The 21936-nt window shown below is 67.2% G+C and carries 21 protein-coding genes; 20 read left to right on the top strand and 1 reads right to left on the bottom strand.

Annotated features, from left to right (window positions below; translation table 11 throughout):
• Window positions 1-8: 8 nt before the first annotated feature.
• From AC1RKI_RS02910 to AC1RKI_RS02815, 20 genes are all read left to right on the top strand, one after another.
• Complete coding sequence (locus tag AC1RKI_RS02910) at window positions 9-1193, top strand: acetyl-CoA C-acetyltransferase (RefSeq protein WP_492793919.1); 1185 nt, start codon at window positions 9-11, stop codon at window positions 1191-1193.
• Between the two features lie 60 nt (window positions 1194-1253).
• Window positions 1254-1934, top strand: a complete 681-nt coding sequence (locus AC1RKI_RS02905) for an SDR family oxidoreductase (protein WP_150980871.1) — start codon at window positions 1254-1256, stop codon at window positions 1932-1934.
• Window positions 1935-1946: 12 nt separating this feature from the next.
• Window positions 1947-3077, top strand: a complete 1131-nt coding sequence (locus AC1RKI_RS02900) for an acyl-CoA dehydrogenase family protein (RefSeq protein WP_150980870.1) — start codon at window positions 1947-1949, stop codon at window positions 3075-3077.
• A 61-nt stretch (window positions 3078-3138) separates the two neighbouring features.
• Entirely contained in the window at window positions 3139-3798 is a 660-nt protein-coding gene (locus AC1RKI_RS02895; RefSeq protein ID WP_061956343.1) for a 2-hydroxychromene-2-carboxylate isomerase, read from the top strand.
• Window positions 3795-4478, top strand: coding sequence for an HAD family hydrolase (locus AC1RKI_RS02890; RefSeq protein WP_492793922.1), 684 nt, complete (start codon window positions 3795-3797; stop codon window positions 4476-4478). The genes AC1RKI_RS02895 and AC1RKI_RS02890 overlap by 4 nt, the downstream gene beginning before the upstream one ends.
• A complete protein-coding gene (locus AC1RKI_RS02885; protein ID WP_061956339.1) occupies window positions 4475-4900 on the top strand; it encodes a YchJ family metal-binding protein in 426 nt (141 codons plus the stop codon). The genes AC1RKI_RS02890 and AC1RKI_RS02885 overlap by 4 nt, the downstream gene beginning before the upstream one ends.
• Window positions 4901-4970: 70 nt before the next feature.
• Window positions 4971-6578, top strand: a complete 1608-nt coding sequence (locus tag AC1RKI_RS02880; RefSeq protein ID WP_244786506.1) for a carboxyl transferase domain-containing protein — start codon at window positions 4971-4973, stop codon at window positions 6576-6578.
• 53 nt (window positions 6579-6631) lie between these two features.
• Window positions 6632-7549: a dienelactone hydrolase family protein gene (locus tag AC1RKI_RS02875; protein ID WP_061956335.1), complete on the top strand. Its 918-nt coding sequence runs from the start codon at window positions 6632-6634 to the stop codon at window positions 7547-7549.
• Between the two features lie 28 nt (window positions 7550-7577).
• A complete protein-coding gene (locus tag AC1RKI_RS02870) occupies window positions 7578-8369 on the top strand; it encodes an enoyl-CoA hydratase/isomerase family protein (protein WP_244786508.1) in 792 nt (263 codons plus the stop codon).
• A gap of 344 nt (window positions 8370-8713) precedes the next feature.
• Complete coding sequence (gene bioA, locus AC1RKI_RS02865; protein WP_492793925.1) at window positions 8714-10138, top strand: adenosylmethionine--8-amino-7-oxononanoate transaminase; 1425 nt, start codon at window positions 8714-8716, stop codon at window positions 10136-10138.
• On the top strand, window positions 10128-11366 hold the full coding sequence (gene bioF / locus AC1RKI_RS02860) for an 8-amino-7-oxononanoate synthase (RefSeq protein WP_492793927.1): 1239 nt from the start codon (window positions 10128-10130) through the stop codon (window positions 11364-11366). Before bioA ends, bioF begins: the two co-directional genes overlap by 11 nt.
• On the top strand, window positions 11363-12112 hold the full coding sequence (gene bioD / locus AC1RKI_RS02855) for a dethiobiotin synthase (protein ID WP_061956325.1): 750 nt from the start codon (window positions 11363-11365) through the stop codon (window positions 12110-12112). Before bioF ends, bioD begins: the two co-directional genes overlap by 4 nt.
• 49 nt (window positions 12113-12161) lie before the next feature.
• Window positions 12162-13202, top strand: a complete 1041-nt coding sequence (bioB, locus tag AC1RKI_RS02850) for a biotin synthase BioB (RefSeq protein WP_061956323.1) — start codon at window positions 12162-12164, stop codon at window positions 13200-13202.
• A gap of 60 nt (window positions 13203-13262) precedes the next feature.
• Entirely contained in the window at window positions 13263-15305 is a 2043-nt protein-coding gene (locus AC1RKI_RS02845; protein WP_492793929.1) for an acetyl/propionyl/methylcrotonyl-CoA carboxylase subunit alpha, read from the top strand.
• Window positions 15306-15474: 169 nt separating this feature from the next.
• A complete protein-coding gene (locus AC1RKI_RS02840; protein WP_492793931.1) occupies window positions 15475-16416 on the top strand; it encodes a 2-hydroxyacid dehydrogenase in 942 nt (313 codons plus the stop codon).
• A gap of 40 nt (window positions 16417-16456) precedes the next feature.
• Window positions 16457-17389 (top strand): hydroxymethylglutaryl-CoA lyase, encoded by a 933-nt coding sequence (locus AC1RKI_RS02835; protein ID WP_061956320.1) that lies wholly within the window; start codon window positions 16457-16459, stop codon window positions 17387-17389.
• An 18-nt stretch (window positions 17390-17407) separates the two neighbouring features.
• Window positions 17408-17908: a YbaK/EbsC family protein gene (locus tag AC1RKI_RS02830; RefSeq protein ID WP_061956318.1), complete on the top strand. Its 501-nt coding sequence runs from the start codon at window positions 17408-17410 to the stop codon at window positions 17906-17908.
• Entirely contained in the window at window positions 17905-18159 is a 255-nt protein-coding gene (locus AC1RKI_RS02825) for a DUF1289 domain-containing protein (protein ID WP_244786518.1), read from the top strand. The genes AC1RKI_RS02830 and AC1RKI_RS02825 overlap by 4 nt, the downstream gene beginning before the upstream one ends.
• A complete protein-coding gene (locus tag AC1RKI_RS02820) occupies window positions 18156-19082 on the top strand; it encodes an MBL fold metallo-hydrolase (protein WP_492793934.1) in 927 nt (308 codons plus the stop codon). Before AC1RKI_RS02825 ends, AC1RKI_RS02820 begins: the two co-directional genes overlap by 4 nt.
• A gap of 2 nt (window positions 19083-19084) precedes the next feature.
• Window positions 19085-19636: a GNAT family N-acetyltransferase gene (locus AC1RKI_RS02815; protein WP_150980859.1), complete on the top strand. Its 552-nt coding sequence runs from the start codon at window positions 19085-19087 to the stop codon at window positions 19634-19636.
• 54 nt (window positions 19637-19690) lie between these two features.
• Here AC1RKI_RS02815 and AC1RKI_RS02810 read toward each other — a convergent pair whose 3' ends face one another.
• Window positions 19691-21829 (bottom strand): TonB-dependent receptor, encoded by a 2139-nt coding sequence (locus AC1RKI_RS02810; RefSeq protein WP_492793936.1) that lies wholly within the window; start codon window positions 21827-21829, stop codon window positions 19691-19693.
• Window positions 21830-21936: the final 107 nt, after the last annotated feature.

Here is a 21936-nt window from a genome sequence, read left to right as displayed (position 1 = left end):
CAACAGACATGCAACAAGATCCGATCGTTATCGTTTCCGCGGCGCGCACCCCGATGGGCGCGTTTCAAAGCGAGCTTGCCAGTCTGACCGCGCCGCAGCTTGGCGCGGCCGCGATCCGCGCGGCGGTCGAGCGCGCGGGGCTGAAGCCCGAAGAGGTGCAGGAAGTGGTGTTTGGCTGCGTGCTGCCCGCCGGGCAGGGCCAGGCGCCGGCGCGCCAGGCCGCGCTGGGCGCGGGCCTGCCGCTGGACGTGGCATGCACTACCGTCAACAAGATGTGCGGCTCGGGCATGCGCGCAGCGATGACCGTGTACGACGGCCTGCTGGCCGGGTCGTTCGATATCGCGGTGGCCGGCGGCATGGAAAGCATGACCAACGCACCGTATCTGGTGCCCAAGGCGCGCGGCGGGTATCGCATCGGCCACGGCATGATCTACGACCACATGATGCTGGACGGCCTCGAAGACGCCTACGACAAGGGCCGTGCGATGGGCACCTTCGGCGAGGATTGCGCCGCCAAGTACCAGTTCACGCGCGAGCAGCAGGATGCGTTCGCGATGGAATCGGTGCGCCGCGCCCAGCGCGCCACCGAATCGGGCGACTTCCGCTGGGAAATCACGCCGGTGACGGTATCGGGCAAGGGCGGCGACACCGTGATCGACACCGATGAAGGTCCGCGCCGCATCAAGGTCGACAAGATTCCGTCGTTGAAGCCCGCGTTCGCCAAGGACGGCACCATTACCGCCGCCTCGTCGTCGTCGATCAACGACGGCGCCGCGGCGCTGGTGATGATGCGCGAGTCCACGGCGAAGTCGCTGGGCCTGCAGCCGATCGCGCGCATGCTGGGCCACACTTCGCACGCGCAGGCGCCGGGCTGGTTCACCACCGCGCCGGTGGAGGCGATCGCCAAGCTGTATCGCAAGCTCGACTGGCACAGCGAGAACGTCGATCTCTTCGAAATCAATGAAGCGTTTGCCGTGGTGCCGATGGCGGCGATGCACGATCTGAAGATTCCGCACGAAAAGGTCAACATCCACGGCGGCGCGTGCGCGCTGGGCCATCCGATCGGCGCCTCGGGCGCGCGCATCATGACCACGCTGATTGGCGCGCTGCGCAAGACCGGCGGCAAGCGCGGCGTGGCCAGCCTGTGCATCGGCGGCGGCGAGGCCACGGCCGTGGGTATCGAAATCGTCTGATCCGCATCTGTCGCGGCCGGCGGCGTCGCCGCGTTCAACAACAGGAAAAGGAGTCTCGCCATGCCAACAGCTCTCGTCCTCGGCGCCTCGCGCGGACTGGGTCTTGAATTCGTCCGACAGTACCGTGCCGATGGCTGGCGCGTGATCGCCGCCGCGCGCAGCGACGAAGGCGTGGCCGCGCTCAAGGAACTTGGCGCGGAAGCCCACAAGGTGGACCTCACCGACGCAGGCGCTGTCGCCGGTCTGGGCTGGAAGCTCGATGGCGAGACGTTCGACGTGGCGATCTACAACGCCGGCGTGATCGGCCCGCGCACGGAAGGCGCGCAGCCGGTGCAGCAGCAGGACTTCGACGCCGTGATGCATACCAACGTGATGGGGCCGATGATGGCGCTGCCGCTGCTGCTGCCGTTCGTGGAGGCGGGCAATCACGGGCGCGGCGGCGTGCTGGCCGTGCTGTCGTCGCGCATGGGCAGCATCGGCGCGATGGACAGCAATCGCAGCTGGTTGTATCGCGTCAGCAAGGCGGCGGCCAACGCGGCGATCAAGGCCGTTTCGCTGGACGCGCACCATGCGATCTGCGTGGCGCTGCATCCGGGCTGGGTGCAGACCGACATGGGCGGCCCCCAGGCCGACCTCACGCCGACGCAGAGCGTGACCGGCATGCGCCGTACGCTGGCCGGGCTGACCCGCAACGACAACGGCAGCTTCCATAACTACGATGGCACGCCCATCCCCTGGTAAAGGCATCGCGCCATGCTGCTGACCCCCGAACAGGAAATGATCCGCGATGCGGTGCGCCAGTTTGCGCAGGACGTCATCGCACCGCAGGCCGCGCAGTGGGACCGCGACAAGACGTTTCCCAAGGACGTGCACCGGGAACTGGCCCGCCTGGGCGCCTATGGCGTGGCGGTGCCGGAAGAACTCGGCGGCGCCGGACTCGACTATCTTTCCCTGGCGCTGATTCTGGAAGAGATCGCCGCCGGCGACGGCGGCACGTCGACCGTCATCAGCGTCAACAACTGCCCGGTCTGCAGCATGCTGATGGCCTTTGCCAACGATGCGCAGCAGCAGCGTTGGCTCGTGCCGCTGGCGCGTGGCGAAATGCTCGGCGCGTTCTGCCTGACCGAGCCGCACGTCGGCTCCGATGCGGCGGCGCTGCGCACCACTGCCACGCGCGATGGCGATCACTACGTGCTGAACGGCGTGAAGCAGTTCATCACCAGCGGCAAACATGCCGACGTGGCGATCGTGATGGCGGTGACCGACAAGGCGGCGGGCAAGCGCGGCATCAGCGCTTTCCTGGTGCCGACGTCGACGCCGGGCTATATCGTCGCGCGCCTGGAGGACAAGCTCGGCCAGCACTCGTCCGATACCGCGCAGATCGTGTTCGAGGACTGCCGCATTCCCGCCGACTGCCTGCTGGGCGAAGAGGGCGCCGGCTACAAGATGGCGCTGTCGGGGCTCGAGGGCGGGCGCATCGGCATCGCGTCGCAAAGCATCGGCATGGCGCGCGCGGCGTTCGATGCGGCGCTGGCCTACGCCAAGGAACGCGAGAGCTTCGGCCAGCCGCTGTTCCAGCACCAGGCCGTGCAGTTCCGCCTGGCCGACATGGCCACGCAGATCGACGTGGCGCGCCAGATGGTGTGGCACGCGGCATCGCTCAAGGACGCCGGGCGCCCGTGCCTGAAGGAAGCCGCCATGGCCAAGCTGTTTGCCAGCGAGATGGCCGAGCGCGTGTGCTCGGACGCGATCCAGGTATTCGGCGGCTACGGTTACGTGAACGATTTCCCGGTCGAGCGGATCTACCGGGATGTGCGAGTGTGCCAGATCTACGAGGGCACCAGCGATATCCAGAAGATCCTGATCGCCCGCGCGCTGGGCTGAAGCACCTGCAGTATCCAAACACCGCAGTCCCGAACCTGAACCGCACCGGAGCCTATTGAAGATGACCGCCCCCATCGATTTCTATTTCGATTTTTCTTCGCCCTACGGTTACTTTGCCAGCACGCGCATCGACGAGATTGCCCAGAAATACGGGCGCGGCGTGATGTGGCATCCGATCCTGCTCGGCGTGGTGTTCAAGACCACCGGATCGTCGCCGCTGCCGTCGATTCCGCTCAAGGGCGAATACTGCTGGCGCGATTTCGAACGCACCGCGCAGTTCCACAATATCGACTACAAGCGCCCCACGCATTTTCCGCTGCCCACGCAGCACGCCGCGCGCGCCGTGCTGTGGCTGCAGAACCATCACGGTGCCGATGTGGCCACGGCTTTTGCCAAGGCCGTCTATCGCGCGCTGTTCGTCGATGACATCAATATCGCCGAACCGGCCGAACTGGCCCGCCTGGCCGAACCGCTCGGCGTTGATCCGAACGCGATGAACGAAGGCGCGACCAGCTACCAGATCAAGGACCAGCTCAAGGCCGAGATCGAAGTCGCGATGGCCAAGGGCGTGTTCGGCTCGCCATTCGTCATCATCGACGGCGAACCGTTCTGGGGCTTCGATCGCTTCGAGCAGGTCGAGGCCCATCTGAAAAGCCGTCGTCAGACCGAACTGCGCGCCGTCGGCGGCAACGAACTCAACAAGGAAAAGAAACCCGCATGACCGCAGCAAAACAGGCCGCACGCTTCGATTGCGTGATCTTCGACTGCGACGGCGTACTCGTCGACAGCGAACCGATCGTCCATCGCGTGCTGAACCGCGTGCTCAACGAACTGGGCATCGACATCACGCTTGAGGAGTCGATGAAATGGTTCCTCGGGCGCGCGGTGCGCGACGAGCTTGGCAATATCGAAGCGCGGCTCGGCAAGCCGCTGCCGCGCAAATTCCTGTCCGAATGGTTCGTGCGGCGCGACGCCGCGCTGATCGAGGAACTGGAAGCAGTGCCGCATATCCGCCAGGCCATCGAGGCCATCAAGGCACGCGGCCTGCCCGTGTGCGTGGCCTCCGGCGCGGATCGCGTCAAGGTGAAGCTGCAGTTGAAGCATACCGACCTGATCGGCCTGTTCACCGACGACGATGCGCGCGAGCACATCTTCTCGGCCACCGAAGTCGAGCACAGCAAGCCCGCGCCCGATGTGTACCTGCTGGCCGCCCGCACGATGGGCGTCGACCCGGCCCGCTGCGCCGTGGTGGAAGACAGCCCGACCGGCGCTACGGCGGGCGTGGCCGCGGGCATGACCGTGTTCGGCTACACCGCGCGGACCGATGCGGACGCACTGCGTGCGGTGGGCGTGCGGGTCACGTTCGACGACATGCGTGACTTGCCGGAGCTGGTGGCATGACCGCCCGGCGCGCATCGGGCGCGGCGGCGCCGCAGTGCCCCTGCGGCAACGGGCCGTATGCGGCGTGCTGCGGCCGTTTTCATCGCGGCGAGGCGATGCCCCCGACGGCCGAGGCGCTGATGCGCTCGCGCTATAGCGCCTATGTGCTGGGCGACACCGGCTGGCTGCGTCAGACCTGGCACATGTCCACGTGCCCCGACGATCTGGCCGTCGATCCCGGCACGCGCTGGCTGGGCCTGGCCGTGAAGTCGCACGCGCAGCAGGACAGCACGCACGCCACGGTGGCGTTTGTGGCGCGCTACAAGGTCGGCGGACGTGCGCATCGCCTGGAAGAACTGAGCCGCTTCGTGTTCGAGCCGCGCGAGCCGGGCACGACCGCGCGCTGGCTGTATGTGGATGGCGACCTGAAAACGCCCGACTGACCACGCGCGCCCCGATGCGCGACGCGGCAAGAAAGAGAAATCGAGACATCGAGACATCACAGGAACAGACATGCCCACGCTGGAAACCAAACTGAACGCACGCGCTGAATCGTTCAAGGCCAATGCCGAGGCGATGCAGGCGCTGGTGGCGGACCTCAGGCAGAAGATCGCCGCGCTGGCCGAGGGCGGTGGCGAGGACGCGCGCAACAAGCATCTGTCGCGCGGCAAGCTGCTGCCGCGCGAGCGCGTGCAGCAGTTGCTCGATCCGGGCACGCCGTTCCTGGAACTGTCGCAACTGGCCGCGTACGACATGTACGACAATGCGGCGCCCGGCGCGGGCATCATCACCGGCATCGGCCGCGTCGCGGGCCAGGAATGCGTGATCGTCTGCAACGACGCTACGGTCAAGGGCGGCACGTATTACCCGATGACCGTCAAGAAGCACGTGCGCGCGCAGGAAATCGCCGAACAGAACAACCTGCCGTGCATCTATCTGGTCGATTCCGGCGGCGCGAACCTGCCCAACCAGGACGACGTATTTCCCGACCGCGACCACTTCGGCCGCATCTTCTACAACCAGGCCAACCTGTCGGCCAAGGGCATTCCGCAGATCGCCGTGGTGATGGGCTCGTGCACGGCGGGCGGCGCATACGTGCCGGCGATGAGCGACGAATCGATCATCGTCAAGAACCAGGGCACCATCTTTCTGGGCGGCCCGCCGCTGGTGAAGGCTGCCACCGGCGAGGAAGTCAGCGCCGAAGACCTGGGCGGCGCCGACGTGCACACGCGGCTGTCGGGCGTGGCCGATTACTTCGCGCAGAACGATCATCACGCGCTGAGCCTGGCGCGCAATATCGTGCAGCACCTCAATCGCCGCAAGCCGGACCAGATCCGCCTGCACGCGCCGCAGGAGCCGCTGTATCCGGTCGAAGAACTGTACGGCGTGATCCCCACCGACACGCGCAAGCCCTACGACGTGCGCGAAGTTATCGCGCGCATCGTCGACGGGTCCGAGTTCGATGAGTTCAAGGCGCGCTACGGCACCACGCTCGTGTGCGGCTTCGCACGGATCTGGGGCTACCCGGTCGGCATCGTCGCCAACAACGGCATCCTGTTTTCGGAGTCGGCGCTCAAGGGCGCGCACTTCATCGAGCTGTGCTGCCAGCGCAAGATTCCGCTGGTGTTTTTGCAGAACATCACCGGCTTCATGGTGGGGCGCAAGTACGAGAACGAAGGCATCGCGCGCAACGGCGCCAAGATGGTGACGGCCGTGGCGACGGCGCAAGTGCCGAAGTTCACGGTGATCATCGGCGGCTCGTTCGGCGCGGGCAACTACGGCATGTGCGGACGGGCCTATTCGCCGCGCTTCCTGTGGATGTGGCCGAACGCGCGGATCTCCGTGATGGGCGGCGAGCAGGCCGCCAGCGTGCTGGCTACCGTGCGCCGCGACGGCATCGAGGCCCGTGGCGGGCAGTGGAGTGCCGACGACGAGGAAGCGTTCAAGGCGCCGATCCGCGACCAGTACGAACGCCAGGGCCATCCGTACTACGCCAGCGCGCGGCTGTGGGACGACGGCGTGATCGATCCCGCGCAAACGCGCACCGTGCTCGGTCTTGGTCTGTCCGCCAGTCTCAACGCGCCGATCGGCGATATGAAGTTCGGCGTGTTCCGCATGTAGTCATCTGTTGTGTCATTGCAGTTTTCTTGTCTGGACGAAGGTAGGTTGTTGTCATGTCTCGTGTTGTTTCCACTGTTTGCGGCGTGCTGGCCGCGCTGGCCTGTATCGCGGGATGCGTGCCGTCCCTCGCCCAGGCCGCGCCGCAGGCGCAGACGGTCGAACAGGTTGTGATGGTGCCGAAGATCGGCGCGGAAACCACTGTGGACCTGGAAACCACCATTTTCCGTCCGCCCGGCGATGGGCCATTTCCGCTGGTGGTGATCAACCACGGCAAATCGCCCGGCAAGCCGGCCTTCCAGGGCCGCGCGCGCTTTGCCGCGCAAACCGCGGAATTCGTGCGGCGCGGCTATGTGGTCGCGCTGCCGATGCGGCAGGGATTCAGCAAGTCCGGTGGCGTCTATGTGGGCGGCAGTTGCAACGTGCGCGACAACGGCATGATGCAGGCCGAAGACGTGGTGGCCGCGCTCGACTACCTCGTGCAGCAGCCTTACGTCGACCCGACCCGCATCGTGGTCGTCGGCCAGTCGCATGGCGGCCTGTCGACCATGGCGCTGTCGGCGATCGGCTATCCGGGCGTAGTTGGCGTGATCAATTTTGCGGGCGGCCTGCGCAATGAAAACTGCGTGGGCTGGGAGAACAACCTGATCGACGCGTTTGGCGATTACGGACGCGCGGCGCGCTATCCGTCGCTGTGGATCTACGGCGACAACGACAGTTTCTGGCCGTGGCCGTTGCCCGAGCGCATGTTCAACAGCTACAAGGCCCATGCCGGCGGCGCGGCGGCCGATGCGCGCTTTGTCGATGTGGGCGAATTCGACGGCGATTCGCACCGACTGTTCAGCAATCGCGCCGGCGTGGCCGTGTGGCTGCCGGAAGTCGCGCGCTTTTTCCGACAACTCGGCTTGCCCTTCGACGACGCGCCGGATGGCTCGACCACGCCGGGCGCCGGCGCGGCCGGCCAGACGTCCTGACAACGCACATCATCAGCAGGAGACAGACATGCAGTTCACCACGCTTACCGTTACCGCCGAACGCCATATCGGGACGGTCACGCTCAATCGGCCCGACGTGCGCAATGCCTTCAACGAGACGGTGATTGCCGAACTGACCGGCGCGTTTCGCGCGCTCGGCGATACGCCCGACGTGCGCGCCATCGTGCTGACCGGCAACGGTCCGGCCTTCTGTGCCGGTGCGGACCTGAACTGGATGAAGAAGATGGCCGGCTACTCGGACGACGAGAACCGCGCCGATGCACTGACGCTGGCGCAGATGCTGCACACGATCTGGGTGTGCCCCAAGCCCGTCATCGCGCGCGTGCAGGGCGACACCTACGCGGGCGGCATGGGCCTGGTGGCCGCGTGCGATATCGCCGTGGCGGCGCATGGCGTCAACTTCTGCCTGTCCGAAGCGCGCCTCGGATTGCTGCCCGCAACCATCAGCCCCTATGTGATCCGCGCGATGGGCGAGCAGGCCGCGCGCCGCTATTTCATCACCGCCGAACGTTTCGATGCGGCCGAAGCGCTGCGCCTGGGCTTTGTGCATGCGGTGGTGGCGCCGCAGGAACTCGATGAGCGCGTCGCCGAGATCGCCGCAACGCTGGTCAACAACAGCCCTAACGCCGTGCGCGAAAGCAAGCGACTGGTGCAGGAAGTCGCGGGCCGCGCGATCGACAGCGGCCTGCTGGCCGACACGGCAAACCGCATCGCGGCGATCCGTGCTTCGGACGAAGGACGCGAAGGCGTGCGGTCGTTCCTTGAGAAACGCCCGCCATCGTGGAAGGTGAGCGCATGACGCGCCACATGGCGCGCATTCCATGCGTCGCGCCAGACGCGCCCATCGCCGGAGAACGGCGGGCGGACGGCGGCGCGATGCATCCACGCCGCTTTTTTTAGCGCGCTGTTAGCCGACATTACCGGCGAGAAGACCATCCGCAGGTGCGATGCACGACACCGTGGCGGACAACTTCGCGCAAGTTCGCTGAAATCGTCGTCAACGTGTCATCCGGGGCAAGTTTGCCAAGACAACCAGGACCTTCCTACCATGAGCCTCCCAATTGGTCCGCAACGCCTCGCGCCGCCGCCTCTGCCGTGGCGCGCGCAGTGGTGGACGGCCATGGCAATTCAAGGAGGGTCCCTTTGACACATCCTGTCCCTATTCCATCGGCGGGCGGCGACACGACGCTTGCGGTGCGCAGCCAGCGCGCCGTCTGGCATCCGTGCACGCGCCTGCGGCCCGATGCGGCGGCCAACGAACCGCCGCTGGCCATCGCCAGCGGAGACGGCCCCTGGCTGATCGACACCGGCGGCAAGCGCTATTTCGACGCCATCAGTTCGTGGTGGGTCAACCTGTTCGGCCACGCCAATCCGTCGATCAACGCGGCGCTCGTGCAGCAACTGCAGACGCTTGAACACGTCATGCTGGCAGGCTGCACGCATGCGCCGGCGGTGGAGCTGGCCGAGCGCCTGTCGGCGCTGACGCAGGGCGCGCTCGGCAATGCGTTCTATGCGTCCGACGGCGCATCGGCCGTCGAGATCGCGCTGAAGATGAGCTTTCACTTCTGGCGCAACACGGGCCTGACCGCCAAGCGCGAATTCGTGTGCCTGCGTCATGGCTATCACGGCGAGACGGTCGGCGCGCTGGCCGTGACCGATGTCGAGATCTTTCGCGATGCCTACGATCCGCTGACGCGCCGCGCGCATGTCGTGATGTCGCCGGACGCGCGCCAGGCGCGCGCGGACGAATCGGCCGCCGACGTGGCCAGACGCGCACTGGGCGAACTCGAGGCGCTGCTGCGCGAGCGTGCGGGACAGATCGCCGCGCTGATCGTCGAGCCGCTGGTGCAAGGCGCGGCCGGCATGGCCATGTACGACCCGTCGTATCTGGAAGGCGCGCGCGCCCTGTGCGACCGCTATCGCGTGCATCTGATCGCCGATGAAATCGCCGTCGGCTGCGGCCGCACCGGCACGTTCTTCGCATGGGAACAGGCGCGCGGCGGCGCGGCGGTGCCCGCGCATGCGTGGCCCGATTTTCTGTGCCTTTCCAAGGGCATCACCGGCGGATACCTGCCGTTGTCGATTGTGCTGTCGCGCCCCGAGATCCAGCACGCATTCGTCGCCGACGACGTCGCGCGCAGCTTCCTGCATTCGCACTCGTACACCGGCAATCCGCTCGCGTGCCGCGCGGCGCTGGCCACGCTCGATTTGTTCGAATCCGATCACGTGCTGGCGCGCAACGTCGAGCGCGCGCGCTGGCTGGGCGACGCCATGGCCGGCATCGCGGCCGATCCGCGTGTTACGCATGTGCGCCAGCGCGGCATGATCTGGGCCGCCGATATCGACGCGGCTGCGGCCGGAGCCGACTTTGCCGCACGCTTTCACCTTGCCGCGCGCGAGCGCGGCGTGCTGGTGCGGCCGATCGGCCATACGCTCTACGTGATGCCGCCCTATGTGTTCGACGCCGCGCTGGCCAACTGGCTTGGCGAACAACTGCGCGACACGCTGCACGCGGTGCTTGCGCACCCGCAGCCGCATCCGCAACAGGAGGCGCGCCATGCTGCTTGAACATCTGAAGCGCGCCGCCGCAGAGCGCGAGGCGCAAGCGCTGACGCGCCGCCGTCGCATCGCCCATTCCGCCTGCGCGCCGCACCAGTCGGTCGGCGCGCTCGACGCCACGCCGACACCGCTGCTGACGTTCTGCAGCAACGATTACCTTGGGCTGGCCAATCACGCATCGATTGCGCACGCGCTGGCCGAAGGCGCACACCGCTACGGCGCCGGCAGCGGCGCATCGCATCTGGTCAGCGGCCATTCGCTGGCCCACGCGCAGTTGGAGAAAGAACTCGCGCGCTGGCTTGCGCCCTACATTCCGCAGGCGCAGGCGCTGTATTTCTGCACCGGCTACATGGCCAACCTCGCCGTGCTGACCGCGCTGGGCACGGCGCGGGCGACGCTGTTCTGCGAAGCGCTGAACCATGCGTCGCTGATCGACGGCGCGCGTCTGGCAAAGGCCGACGTCCAGCGCTATCCGCATGGCGACACGCAGGCGCTCGACGTGCTGCTGCGCGCCAGCCAGTGCGAGCTGAAGCTGATCGTGACCGACAGCGTGTTCAGCATGGATGGCGATATCGCGCCTTTGGCCGAGTTGCTGGCGCTGGCCGAGCGCCACGATGCGTGGATCGTGGTCGACGATGCGCACGGCTTCGGCACGCTCGGCGAGCACGGCCGCGGTGTGCTCGAACATCTTGGCCTGTGCTCGGAACGGCTGATCTACATCGGCACGCTGGGCAAGGCAGCCGGCGTGGCCGGCGCGTTCGTGGCCGCCAACGCGACCATCGTCGAACATCTGGTCAACACCGCGCGGCCGTATATCTACACCACGGCCGCGCCGCCGGCGGTCGCGCATGCGTTGCTGACGAGCCTGCAAATCATCGCCGGTGAAGAAGGTCGCAGCCGTCGCGCGCATCTGGCCGCCTTGATCGCGCAATTGCGCAGCGGTCTCGATGCGCTGGCGGCGCGGGCTGGCTGGATGCTGGGCGCCAGCGACACGGCGATCCAGCCGCTGATCGTCGGCGACAACGCCACCGCGCTGGCGCTGTCCGCCGCGCTGGAGGCCGAAGGCATCCGCGTGGGCGCGATTCGTCCGCCGACCGTACCCGCCGGCACGGCGCGGCTACGCATCACGCTGTCGGCATCGCATACGGCCGACGACGTGACGCGCCTGCTCGATGCACTCGCGCGCGCCATGCCGCAGTCGTCCGCGCTCCGCGCAGCGCACAAGGAGGCCGCATGATCGCCAACCGACCCGATCGATTCGCGTGCTTCGTGACCGGCACCGACACCGGCGTGGGCAAGACGCACGCCACGGCCACGTTGCTGCACGCGCTGCATGGCGCGGGATACAGCACCGTCGGCATGAAGCCCGTGGCCGCCGGCGGCGAATGGCTCGACGACCGCTGGCAGAACGACGACGTCGATCAACTGCGCGCGGCCGGTTCGGTCATCGTGCCGCAGGAAGCCATGTGCCCATTCTTCTTCCGCACGCCCGCGTCGCCGCACCTTTCGGCCGCGCTGGAAGGTCAGCGCATCACGCGCGAGCCGATCCAGACCGCATTCGACGCGCTGCGCCAGCAGGCCGAAGCGGTGGTGGTCGAAGGCGTGGGCGGCTTTATCGTGCCGCTCGATGTGGGCCCGGAGCGCTGGAACACCGCCGATCTGGCCGCCATGCTTGGGCTGCCGGTGATCATGGTGGTCGGCGTCCGGCTGGGCTGCCTGAGCCACGCGATGCTGACCGCCGAGGCGGTGCGCGCGCGCGGCCTGACGCTGGCCGGATGGATCGCCAATCGCATCGACCCGGACATGCTGCTGCCCGCCGAAAACATCGTCACGCTGCAGGACGCGCTGGACGCACCGATGCTGGGCGAATTGCCCTGGCAGGTGGCGCCTGCCGTTGCCGCGCAGTATCTGGATCTCGCACCGCTGCTGGCCAGTATGCCGCCGGTTGCGTCCCCATCCACCGCGTCGCCGCGTCACGCCTGAAGCCAGGCGCCATGACCCGCTTCCATTGAACCGAATACGAAATACTCTTATGTCGCAAATCGCTCAAACCAATACCGTCGCCACGATCTCCGCCGAAACCCTGCGCCAGTCCGCGCGCAACATCGCTGCCGCGGCGCCCAAGGCAGGCGATGCCTGGCGCGTGGAAGACGTGGCCGCGCTGTTCGCGCTGCCCTTCAACGACCTGCTGTTCCGTGCGCAACAGGTGCATCGCGAGAACTTCGACGCCAACACCGTGCAACTATCGACGCTGTTGTCGATCAAGACCGGCGGCTGCGAGGAGGATTGCGGCTACTGTCCCCAAAGCGCGCACCATGAAGCGGGCGTGAAGGCTGAAAAGCTGATGGACCTCGATACCGTGCTGGACGCCGCGCGCGCCGCCAAGGCCAATGGCGCCACGCGCTTCTGCATGGGCGCGGCATGGCGCAGCCCGAAGGATCGCCACCTCGAACCGGTGATCGACATGGTGCGCGAGGTCAAGGCGATGGGCCTGGAAACCTGCGTGACGCTGGGCATGCTCAAGGCCGAACAGGCGCAGCGGCTCAAGGACGCCGGCCTGGACTACTACAACCACAACCTCGATACGTCGCCGGAGTTCTACGGCAAGATCATCACCACGCGCACGTATCAGGATCGGCTGGACACGATCGGCCATGTGCGCGACGCCGGCATCAACGTCTGCTGCGGCGGCATCGTCGGCATGGGTGAAGCGCGCGAGGCGCGCGCCGGGCTGATCGCGCAGCTGGCCAACATGGATCCGTATCCGGAGTCGGTGCCCATCAACAATCTGGTTCAGGTGGAAGGCACGCCGCTGGCGGGCACCGAGGCGCTGGACCCGTTCGAGTTCGTTCGCACCATTGCAGTGGCACGCATCACGATGCCGCGCGCCATGGTGCGCCTGTCCGCCGGCCGCGAGGCCATGGACGAAGCCTTGCAGGCGCTGTGCTTCATGGCCGGCGCCAATTCCATTTTCTATGGCGAAAAGCTGCTGACGACCGGCAACCCGCAAGCGGAGCGCGACCGCGCGCTGCTTGCACGTCTTGACATGCGCGCGGAAGGTTTCGCGGGCTGACAGGACCAACGCTGCCGATCTGACGGAGCCGGCTCGCCCTACCGAGACAAAGGAGGAGCCATGTTCAACAAGATCCTGATCGCCAACCGTGGCGAGATTGCCTGCCGCGTGGCGGCCACGTGCCGCCGGCTCGGTATTCGTACCGTGGCCGTGTATTCCGATGCGGATGCCGACGCGCGGCATGTTGCGTTCTGCGACGAGGCCGTCCATATCGGCGGCGCCGCCGCGCGCGACAGCTATCTGCGCGCGGACCACATCATCGAGATGGCAAAGGAAACCGGCGCCCAGGCGATTCACCCGGGCTACGGCTTCCTGTCCGAAAACGAGGATTTCGCGCGCGCCTGCACCGAGGCCGGCCTCGTCTTCATCGGTCCGCCCGCATCGGCCATCCACGCGATGGGCAGCAAGAGCGCGGCCAAGCAATTGATGGAAAAGGCCGCGGTGCCGCTGGTGCCCGGCTATCACGGCGAAGACCAGGACGCCGCGCTGCTGCGCCGCGAGGCCGACCGCATCGGCTATCCGGTGCTGCTCAAGGCCAGCGCTGGCGGCGGCGGCAAGGGCATGCGCGTGGTGGAGGCGGGCGACGGCTTCGAGGCCGCGCTGGCGTCGGTCAAGCGCGAGGCGTCGGCCAGCTTCGGCGACGACAAGGTGCTGGTCGAGAAATACCTGACGCGCCCGCGTCATATCGAGATCCAGGTGTTTGCCGACACCCACGGCAATTGCGTGTACCTGTTCGAGCGCGACTGCTCGGTGCAGCGCCGCCATCAGAAGGTGCTGGAGGAAGCGCCCGCGCCGGGCATGACCGAGGAGCGCCGCCGCGCGATGGGCGAGGCCGCCGTGGCCGCCGCGCGCGCCGTCGGCTACGTCGGCGCGGGCACGGTCGAGTTCATCGCCAATCAGGACGGCTCGTTCTATTTCATGGAGATGAACACGCGCCTGCAGGTCGAGCACCCGGTCACCGAGATGATCACGGGCCAGGATCTGGTCGAGTGGCAACTGCGCGTGGCAGCGGGCGAGCCGCTGCCGCTGGCGCAGGACCAGCTGCAGATCAACGGCCACGCGCTCGAAGCGCGCGTCTACGCCGAAAACCCCGAGAAAGGCTTCCTGCCATCCACGGGCACGCTGCGCTTCCTGCGCACGCCGCCGGCCGTGCAGTTCATGCGCGGCGGCGACGCACACGGCCCGGCCGGCGTGCGCATCGATGCGGGCGTGCGCGAGGGCGACACCATCAGCCCGTTCTACGACCCGATGATCGCCAAGCTGATCGTCTGGGGACGCGACCGCGACGAAGCGCTGGCGCGCATGAGCCAGGCGCTGGCCAACTATCACGTGGTGGGGCTGTCGACCAATATCGCGTTCCTGCAGCGGCTGGTGAAGTCCGAGGCGTTCAGCAAGGCCGATCTCGACACGGGCCTGATCGAGCGCAATCACACCACGCTGTTTCCGCCGCAGAAATCGGTCGGCATCGAGGCCGTCGCGCTGGCCGTGGCCGCGCTGCTGGAGCGCGAAACGCGCACGCGCCATGTCGACGAGGCCGACCGCCATTCGCCCTGGTCGCATGCGGGCGGCTGGCGCCTGAACAGCCGCGACGCGCGCACGCTGCATTTCGAAGCCGGCGGCCATCGGCTTGAAGCGGTGCTCAAGGGCGACGCGCGCGATACGCGCAAGAGCACGCTGATCTATGCCGATCAGGCGGCGCCGTTTGCCTACACGTTCAACGCCGACGACATCCGCGTCGACCTCGGCACGCGCCGCACGCACGGTCAGGTGCATCTGGAGGGCGACACGTTCCACGTGTTCCACGCGGGCCGCCACACGGTGCTGACGTGGCTCGATCCGCTGGCCCACGCGGGCGAAGCCGAGGGCGAAAGCGGCAAGCTCACCGCGCCGATGCCCGGCAAGGTCATCGCGGTGATGGTCGAGCCCGGCAGCAAGGTCACGCGCGGCACGCCGCTGCTGGTGATGGAAGCCATGAAGATGGAACACACCATCGCCGCGCCGGCCGACGGCGTGGTCAGCGAAGTGCTGTACGGCATCGGCGAACAGGTCGCCGAAGGTGCGCAACTGCTGGCATTCGCCGTGGAAGAAACGGCCGGCGTCTAGCCGCCCGCCGAGCGCGCCCCTTTCCCGCCGTGCCGCATCGACGGCCGGGAAAGGGCGCCGCATCGCCTCCATGATCCGCGATGCGGAACGCCATCCCGCAATTCCAGCGCGGTCGGCCGACCTCTGCCAAAATGCCCCCATCACACCCCCGAAGAAGAATGGAGTCGAGATGAAGTTGCAGTTGTTCGTGCCGGATGGGCGTTATGCGCCGTGGATCGAGGGCTTTGCCGAGGTGTTGCCGGAAGCGCAATGCCTGACCTGGGAAGAGAGCCAGGGGCAGAGCGTGGACTACGCCGTGGTGTGGCGTCCGCCGCTGGAAATGCTGCGCGGCCGCACCGATCTGAAGGCCGTGTTCAATCTTGGCGCCGGGGTGGATGGCATTCTGCAGCTGCGAGACCACGATCCGCAGGCGCTGCCGGCCGGCGTGCCAATCGTGCGGCTCGATGATGCCGGCATGGGCGCGCAGATGAGCGAATACGTCACCGCCGCCGTGCTGCGCTATTTCCGCAAGCTCGACGCCTACGACGCGCAGGAGCGGGCCGGTACGTGGAAATTCCTGAAACCCCATCGCCGCGACGACTTCACCATTGGCGTGATGGGCATCGGCACGCTGGGATCGCAGATCGCCCGCACGCTGGCCGGTTTCGGCTTCCCGGTGCGCGGCTGGAGCCGCTCGGCCCGGACCGTGGAAGGCGTGCAGCCGTTCCATGGCGAAGCGGGCCAGGCGGCGTTTCTGGACGGGTTGCGGGTGCTGGTCAACGTGCTGCCGCTGACGCCCGAGACCGAGGACATCGTCGACACCGGGCTGCTCTACCGGCTGGCGCGCGGCGCGTATGTGATCAACGTGGCGCGTGGACAGCATCTGGTCGAGGCCGACCTGCTGGCCGCCGTGCAGGAAGGCCAGATTGCCGGCGCCACGCTCGATGTGTTCCGCACCGAACCGCTGCCCGCCGAACATCCCTACTGGCAGGAGCCGCGCATCACCATCACGCCGCATATCTCCGCGCTGACGCTGCGCGAGGACAGCATCGCGCAGATCGCCAGCAAGATCCGGCTGCTGGCCGAAGGCAAGGAAATCGCCGGCGTGGTGGATCTGCAGCGCGGATACTGATCCGGCGCAGGCCCCGACGCCGCACAACGAGGAGACACGCATGACAATGCCCCAATACGTGAAGATCGTCGAAGTGGGCCCGCGCGACGGCTTGCAGAACGAGAAGGCGATGGTGCCCACCGACGTCAAGATCGCGCTGATCAACAAGCTGACCGATGCGGGCTTCGTCAATATCGAAGCGGCGTCGTTCGTTTCGCCGAAATGGGTGCCGCAGATGGCCGACGGCGCCGAGGTGATGGCGCGCATCGAACGGCGTCCCGGCACGCTGTATTCAGTGCTCACGCCGAACATGAAGGGCTTCGAGGGTGCGGTGGCCGCTGATGCCGATGAAGTGGTGATCTTCGGCGCGGCCAGCGAGGCGTTTTCGCAGAAGAACATCAACTGCTCGATCGCGGAATCGATCGCGCGCTTCGAACCCGTGGCCGCCGCGGCCAAGGAAGCCGGCATGCGCCTGCGCGGCAGCATCTCGTGCGCGCTGGGCTGTCCCTACCAGGGCGAAGTGCCGGTCAGTGCCGTGGTCGATGTGGTGCGCCGCATGCGCGCGCTTGGCTGCGACGAGATCGACATCGCCGATACCATCGGCGTGGGCACGCCTCTGAAGGTGCGCGACGTGATGCGCGCGGTGTCGGCCGAATTCGCGATGGATCGCCTGTCGGGCCATTTCCACGACACCTATGGCCAGGCGCTGTCGAACATCCTGGCCAGCCTGGAAGTGGGCATCGCCATCTTCCATGCGTCGGTGGCGGGGCTCGGCGGCTGCCCCTATGCCAAGGGCGCAACCGGCAATGTGGCCACCGAGGACGTGCTGTACATGCTGCACGGCATGGGGTTGCATACCGGTATCGACCTGGACGCCGTGGTGCGTGCGGGCGACTATATTTCGCAGGCCATCGGCCGGCCCAACAGCTCGCGCGTGGGCAAGGCGCTGCTGACCAAGTGGGCCTCGGCGGCCGATGCGGGCGCCTGTGTCTGACCAAGGAGAATATCTGCGATGAGCGAAACCCCTGCGCTTCCCGAATCTGCGCAACGCGTGGCCGATCTGCTGGCCGGCATCGGCCATGACCGCCCCGTGGTGATGCTGCCGGCAACCGGCAAGACCTCGGCCGAAGCGGCCGCGGGCCTGGGCTGCAGCGTGGCCGAGATCGCCAAGTCGATCATCTTCCGGCGCGTCAAGGACGATGCGCCGGTGCTGGTGATCGCCAGCGGCATCAATCGGGTGGACGAAGCCAAGGTTGCCGCGCGCGTGGGCGCGCTGGGCAAGGCCGACGCCAGGTTCGTGCGCGAGAAAACCGGCTATGCGATCGGCGGCGTCTGCCCGATCGGCCACGCGGTCAAGCCCGTGATGCTGCTCGATGCCGATCTGTTCCAGTACCAGAGCCTGTGGGCCGCCGCCGGCCATCCGCACGCGGTGTTCAACCTGACGCCGCAGCAACTGCAGGCCATGACCGGCGCGGAAGTGGCCGACGTGGCACAGGATCGGGCCCCGGCATGACACCGGCCCATCGCCGCCTGCTCGCAGACCTGATCCGCGGCGCCGCGGCGGCGCAGATCGTGTCGCCCGTGCCGTCGCCATGCCGCAGCGTCTGCAAGATGGACGCGGCCACCGGCTATTGCGAGGGATGCCTGCGCACGATCGAGGAAATCGCCGCATGGTCGAAGGCCGACGATGGCCAGCGCCGCCATGTCTGGACCTTGCTGCCCGCGCGCGTGCCGCGCCTGTGCGCGCAGGACACCGAGGCATGAGCGCGCCGACGCTGCCGCACACCATGCGCGTGTTCGAACGCGGGTGGCTGTCGGCCAACAATGTGCTGTTTGTCGATGAGGCCAATGACGACGCCGCGCTGGTCGACACGGGCTATGTCACGCATGCGCACCAGACCGTGGCGCTGGTGCGCGCGGCGCTTGACGGCCGGCCGTTGCGGCGCGTCATCAATACCCATCTGCATTCCGATCATTGCGGCGGCAATGCCGCGCTGCAGGCCAACTGGCCGGTACGCACGTCGATTCCCGCGGCAGATGCCGCCGCGGTGTCGGCCTGGGACGCGCAGGCGCTCAGTTTCGAGGCCACGGGCCAGCAGTGCGCGCGCTTCGGGTTTGACGATGTGGTGCGCGACGGCGACAGCCTGCGGCTGGGCGCGATCGATTGGCGGGCGATTGCCGCGCCGGGACACGATCCCCACGCGGTGATGCTGTTCGCGCCGGCGCACGGCATTCTGATTTCGGGCGACGCGCTGTGGGAAAACGGCTTCGGCGTGATCTTTCCGGAGCTCGACGGCGAGAGCGGCTTTGCGGAACAAGCGGCGATCCTGGCCCTGATCGAAACGCTCGACGCGCGCGTGGTGATCCCGGGGCATGGCCGCGTCTTCGCGGACGTGGCCGGCGCCGTGGCGCGCGCGAAAGGGCGGCTCGACTATCTGCAGGGCGATCCGCTGCGCAACGCCACGCATGCGATCCGCGTGCTGGTGAAATTCAAGCTGCTCGAAGCGCAGGCGTTGCCGCGCGACACGCTGGCCGAGTGGATGCGTGCCACGCCGCTAATGCAGCGCATTCATCGGCGTTTCATGCCGGCGCAATCGCTCGATGACATCTTCGATCAGACGCTGCAGGCGCTGGCCCGCGTCGGCGCGCTGGTGCTCGAAGGCGATCAGGTCGTCAACCGGGATTGATCATGCAACCACTGCGCGGCACGCATTTTCAACTGCGCCCGTTTCGCGTCAGCGACGAGGCGCAACTGGTGATGGCGGTGCGTGAATCGATGTCCACCGTGGGCTTGTGGATGCCATGGGCGCGCGCCGATTATTCGGTGTTTGACGCGCAGGAATGGTTTGCGCGGTGCGCGGCCGCCATGGAGGAAGGCACCGCCTATGACATCGGCGTGTTTTCGCCAGACGGGCGCGACCTGTACGGCAGCGTGGCCATCAACCAGATCCGCCGCGAAGACAATCTCGGCAATCTCGGTTACTGGATTCGCGAAAGCCGCCAGCATCGCGGCCTGGCGTCGGGTGCGGCCGCGATGATGGCGTGCCATGGCTTTCACGCGCTGGGGCTTACGCGGCTGGAAATCGTGGCAGTCGAGACCAACCACGCAAGCCGCGCCGTCGCCGAGAAGATCGGTGCCGAGTTCGAATGCATCGCCCGGAACCGTCTGATCCTGCGCGGGCGGCCCGTCGCGGCGGCCGTGTACTCGCTGGTGCCCGAGTCATTTTCCGTCCCCTCATGACCGAGATGGCGCCTCGCGCGGCCGGCATCGGCGATACCGGCCTCGCGGGCGTCGTCAGAACTGCGTGCGCATGCCGATGCGCACGCTGCGGCCCGGCAGCGGGGCGATATCGCGCAGGATCGACGTGGCGCTGCGCGCCTCGGTGTTGGTGAGGTTGTCGCCGCGCAGATAGAACAGCGTCTGCGTGCCGGCCAGCTTCATCTTGTACGTCAGCGCCACGCCCAGCATCGTGTACGCATCGGTCGGCGTATCGCCGGACGGCACGCGGCTCTGGCGCGCGTTCCAGTCCACGTTGATGCGCGCGCCCCAAGCTCCCGCCCCGTAGATCAGCGATCCGCCCAGGCGCAGCGGCGACAGACGCGGCAGCGCTTCGCCGGTGTTGCGGTTCTCGCCGTGCACGTAGTCGGCGCGCGCCTCGAAGTCGAGCGTGTCGCTGGTGGTCAGCATCTTCTGCAACAGACGGGTCCGGCCTTCGGCCTCGAAGCCGTACAGCGTCGCCGGCACGCCCATGTACTGCAGCACCGGCAGCGCGCCTTCGCTGCCGGCAGCCACCACGTTGCCCTCGGCATCGCGATAGCCGCCCGTGTTCATCAGCGCAAGATAGTTCTGGAAGCGGCTGTAATAACCGGACACGCTGCCGCTGTGGTCGCCCTGCTTGAAACGCACGCCCAAATCGATCGACGTCGCGCGCTCTTTGCTGGCGTTCGGATCGCCCACTTCGAACGATCCGGTGGCCAGGTGCGGGCCATTGGCATACAGCTCGTAGAAGGTGGGCGCGCGTTCGGTGTACGACAGGTTCGAGGTCACCGTCCAGATCGGCGTGAGCTTGTAGAGCAGGCCCGCCGACGCGCTGCCGGCGTTGAAGCTGCGCTGGGCGTCGCTGAAGCGGTCGTTGCCGTTGGCGCTGGCCTTCACGCTGCTGTGGTCGAGACGGCCGCCCAGATTCAGCTTCAGATCGCCCGAGGCGATCAGCGGCAGTTCCTCGAAGACGAAGAATGCGGCGTTGTCGGTGGCGGTGCTCGGCACGAACGCCTCTTCACCGAGCGCGGAGAAGTCGGTGTGGCCGAACTGCGTGCCGAACACGCCGGTCATGTTGCCGATCTTGCCGTGCGTGGCTTCCAGGCGCGCATCCCAGCCGTGATTCTTGAAGGTGGTGCCGGTGACGCCGTTCTCGATTTCGCGATGCTCGTAATCGGTGTAGCTGAACTTGCCCTTGATCGACTCGATCACGCCGTTGGTGCGGCTGGCCAGGTTGCGCGCCTCGCCTTCCAGCGCAATGCGATCCTGGCGCATCTTGATGCGCGCGGCTTCCTCGGCCGGCGTGCCGTAGTCGTTGCGATAGGTGGAGTAGTTGGCGCCGACGAAGCCGTCGGCCCACGTATAGGATCCGCCCATCGAGCCGCCTTCCTGATGCGCGTTGGTGTTGGGGATCTTGCCGTACGCTTCGCTTTCGCCCTCGGGCAACGGCTGCGTGGCGCGCAGGTTGCCGCTGCGCGCGTAGCCCGGAATGCGCAGATCGCTGGTCTGCCGCACGAACGCGTCGGCGTGCACCGCGAACTTGCCGTTGCCTGCTTCGAGCATGCCGCTGGCATTGCGGCCCTTGTCGCCGCCAATCGTGCCGCTGACATCGGCCGCGCCGCTCACCCCGGTGATCGGATCGCGCGGAATGCGGTTGTCGATCACATTGACCACGCCGCCCACCGCGTTGCCGCCGTACATCAGTGCCGCCGGACCGCGCACCACTTCGATTTTCTCCGCCACCAGCGGATCGATCGGCACCGCGTGATCGTAGGACAGCGTCGAGGCGTCGAGCGTGGAGCCGCCGTTCTGCAGCATCTTGATGCGGTCGCCGTCCAGGCCGCGAATGATCGGCCGGCTGGAGTTCGGGCCGAAGTAGGACGACGACACGCCGGGCAGATTGTTCAGCGTCTCGCCGATGGTGCTGGCCTGGCGCACGGTCAGGGCGTCGCCGCCCAGCGTGGAAACCGGCGCGACCATTTCGTTGAGATCGCTGCCGAGCGGATTGGCGGTGACGACCACTTCCTTGAGCGAAGGCGCGGACGGCGCAGGCGCGGCGGGGGCCGGGGCGTCCTGGGCGACGGCATGCGACGACAGGCCAGCGGCGATCAAGGCGGCGAGCGCCGCCAGCGGGGTGCGGCGCACCGCCGGAATACGGGTGAAGTTCGAGTACATGGCTCGCGATTCGAATTCGGTTGAGCGAGCATGTGGCGCGGCATTGGCCGTCGGTCCGCACGCTCGGCAAGGCAGGCGCGGACGCGTGGCAAGCGGCCACGCGCCCG

This window comes from Cupriavidus sp. GW822-FHT06G04, assembly GCF_058799075.1.
This window is presented reverse-complemented; position numbering and strand designations above follow the sequence as displayed.